Raw genomic sequence first — 2574 nt, 5'->3', positions numbered from 1 at the left:
GGCCGGCGGCTACACCGGGGCCCGCCCGACGGTGCCGCCCGCCGCCGCGCCGGCCACCCCGGTCCCACCCGCCCGCCCGGCGTACAGCAACGGCGCGGGCACCTCGGTGGGCAGCCCGACCGTGGCGTACCCGACCATCGACGCGCTGCCCCGACGCGGCTCGACGGCCGACACCACGGACGGTCGGAGCGCGCCGGTGCTGCCCGTCGGGCCGGTCGCCGGCCCCGGAGCGGTCGCCCCGCCGGCACCGCCCGCGACGCCGGCCCCGTCCGTGCAGCCCGCCCCGCCGGCCACGCCGCCGACGCCCGCCGCGCCGGTCAGCACCCGGCCGGAGTTCCCCGCCGAGGCGCCGATCTTCCGGGAGATGGAGGCGGTCTGGTTCCGGTCGCACGGCGACGACGCCACCGCGATCTTCACCCGGCCGCAGTTCGACACACCGCCCGCGCCCGCCGACGCCGGCCTGCGGGGGGCCAACGGCGGTCAACCGGCCACCGCGTCCGCGCCGGCGTCCGCGCCGGCCCGACCGCCACTGCCCACCCGCACCCCGGGCAGTTCCGAGGGCACCGGAGCGCAGAGCGTGGGAAGCATGGACGGATTCGGCGGTGCGAACACCGGCGGTCGTGGCGGTGCGAGCACCGGCAATCGTGGCGGTGTGAGCACCGGCGGTCGCGGCGCCTCGACGCCGAAACCACCGCCGTCGTACACCCCGCCGGCCGTCCCGACGGCGCCGGTAGCGGCCCCCGCCGCCACGGCGAGCACGCCCCCGCCGGCCACGGACCCGGACGCCTGGCGGACGGCGGCTGACGAGGGCTGGTCGCTGGCCAGCCGGGCCGCCGAGCCGGCCGCCGCCGGCACCACCCGCTCGGGTCTGCCCAAGCGGGTGCCGCAGGCACAGCTCGTGCCGGGTGGCATCGAACCGAAGGGTGGCCGGGACCGCAGCCGGCGGACCCCCGATGAAGTACGCGGCCTGTTGTCGGCCTACCACCGCGGCGTACAGCGTGGTCGGACGGCCGGCACGGACCTGAACAGCACCTCGACCAAGGAGAGCCGATGAACAGGCCAGCTGCCATGCAGGACATGGGTTGGCTGCTCACCAACTTCGCCGACAGCGTGGCGGGCATCGCCCACGTGGTGGCGGTGTCCGCCGACGGGCTGCTGCTCGCGTCCTCCCGGGACCTGCCGGGGGACCGGGCGGACCAGCTCGCCGCGATCACCTCCGGCGTGGTGAGCCTGACCGAGGGCGCGGCCCGGATGTTCAGCGCGGGCGGGGTGTTGCAGACCGTCATCGAGATGGACAGCGGTTACCTCTTCCTCATGTCGATCAGCGACGGCTCGTCGATGGCCGTGCTGGCCGCGCGGAGCTGCGATGTGGGCCAGGTGGGCTACGAGATGGCGCTGCTGGTGGAGCGGGTCGGTGCCGCGCTGGTGCCGCTGCCGAGGGACGCGGTGCGTTCGTAGCGCCGGTAGACCCGGCGCGCGGACCGCGCGCCGGAACAGGGATGGGAGGCGGTGTGGGCCGGCTCCGCTGGGGACGAGGAGGTGATCATGGATGGACCAACGGCGCGCTGACCCGCGCGGCGCTCTGGTGCGTCCGTACGCGGTCACCCGTGGTCGTACCGAGCCCCGGCAGGACATCGCCCTCGAGGCGGTCCTCACGGCCTCTCCCACTCAGGTTGCCGAGTCCCGTTTCGCGGGGCACGACAAGCACCGCATCGCCACCGTCTGCGAGGGCCGTGCACAGTCGCTGGCGGAGATCGCCGCGTACACCCGGATGCCGCTGGGCGTCGCCCGGGTACTGGTCGCCGACATGGTGGCCGAGAGCCTGCTGACGTTACACACTGCTGCTCCCGCCGAGGGGTTCGAGGAGCGGATGGAACTGCTTGGAAGGGTGCTAAGTGGACTTCGCAGGCTATGACCCCCCCGCTGGGGGGCGGCCGAGCCGGGGAATCGTCTCCGCGAAGATCGTCGTCGCGGGCGGCTTCGGCGTCGGTAAGACGACCCTCGTCGGCTCGATCTCCGAGATCACGCCGCTGACGACCGAGGCGGTGATGACAGCCGCGGGTGTCGGTATCGACGACCCGTCCAAGGTGCCGGGCAAGGAGACCACCACGGTCGCCATGGACTTCGGCCGGATCACCATGGCCCAGGACCTGATCCTGTACCTGTTCGGTACGCCGGGTCAGACCCGCTTCTGGTTCATGTGGGACGAGATCATCCGAGGTGCGGTGGGTGCCGCCGTCCTGGTGGACACCCGCCGGATCACCGACGCGTTCGCCCCGCTGGACTACTTCGAGAACCGCAACCTGCCGTACGTGGTGGCGCTGAACCGGTTCGACGGCGCTCCCCAGTACGAGCTGGAGGAGATCCGCGAGGCGCTGGCCATCTCGCCGCAGGTGCCGTTGGTGATGACCGACGCCCGGCACCGGGATTCGGTCAAGCAGGTGCTGGTGACGGTGGTCGAGCACGCGATGCTTCGGCTCCAGGCCGAGCACGGTCGGGGCTTCCCCACGGCCGCGTCGCCCGGCGCCGGCACGACGGCCCCCGCCACGCCCGGCACGTCGACGGCGCCCGGCG

2 protein-coding genes and 2 pseudogenes are annotated in these 2574 nt (G+C 74.0%); all 4 read left to right on the top strand.

Annotated features, from left to right (window positions below; genetic code table 11):
• Positions 1-1054, top strand: a pseudogene (locus AB0J68_RS30730) (hypothetical protein); the annotation flags it as partial.
• A complete protein-coding gene (locus AB0J68_RS30725) occupies positions 1051-1458 on the top strand; it encodes a roadblock/LC7 domain-containing protein (protein ID WP_007465177.1) in 408 nt (135 codons plus the stop codon). The pseudogene AB0J68_RS30730 and the gene AB0J68_RS30725, both read left to right, overlap by 4 nt.
• Before the next feature lie 91 nt (positions 1459-1549).
• Positions 1550-1915, top strand: coding sequence for a DUF742 domain-containing protein (locus AB0J68_RS30720; RefSeq protein WP_007465174.1), 366 nt, complete (start codon positions 1550-1552; stop codon positions 1913-1915).
• A pseudogene (locus AB0J68_RS30715) lies at positions 1896-2510 on the top strand (ATP/GTP-binding protein); the annotation flags it as partial. The gene AB0J68_RS30720 and the pseudogene AB0J68_RS30715, both read left to right, overlap by 20 nt.
• Positions 2511-2574 lie beyond the last annotated feature (64 nt).

It is taken from the genome of Micromonospora sp. NPDC049580 (assembly GCF_040675595.1).
Lineage (GTDB): Bacteria > Actinomycetota > Actinomycetes > Mycobacteriales > Micromonosporaceae > Micromonospora.
Note: the sequence above shows the minus strand (reverse complement) of the source record. Positions and strands in the feature narration are given on the sequence as shown.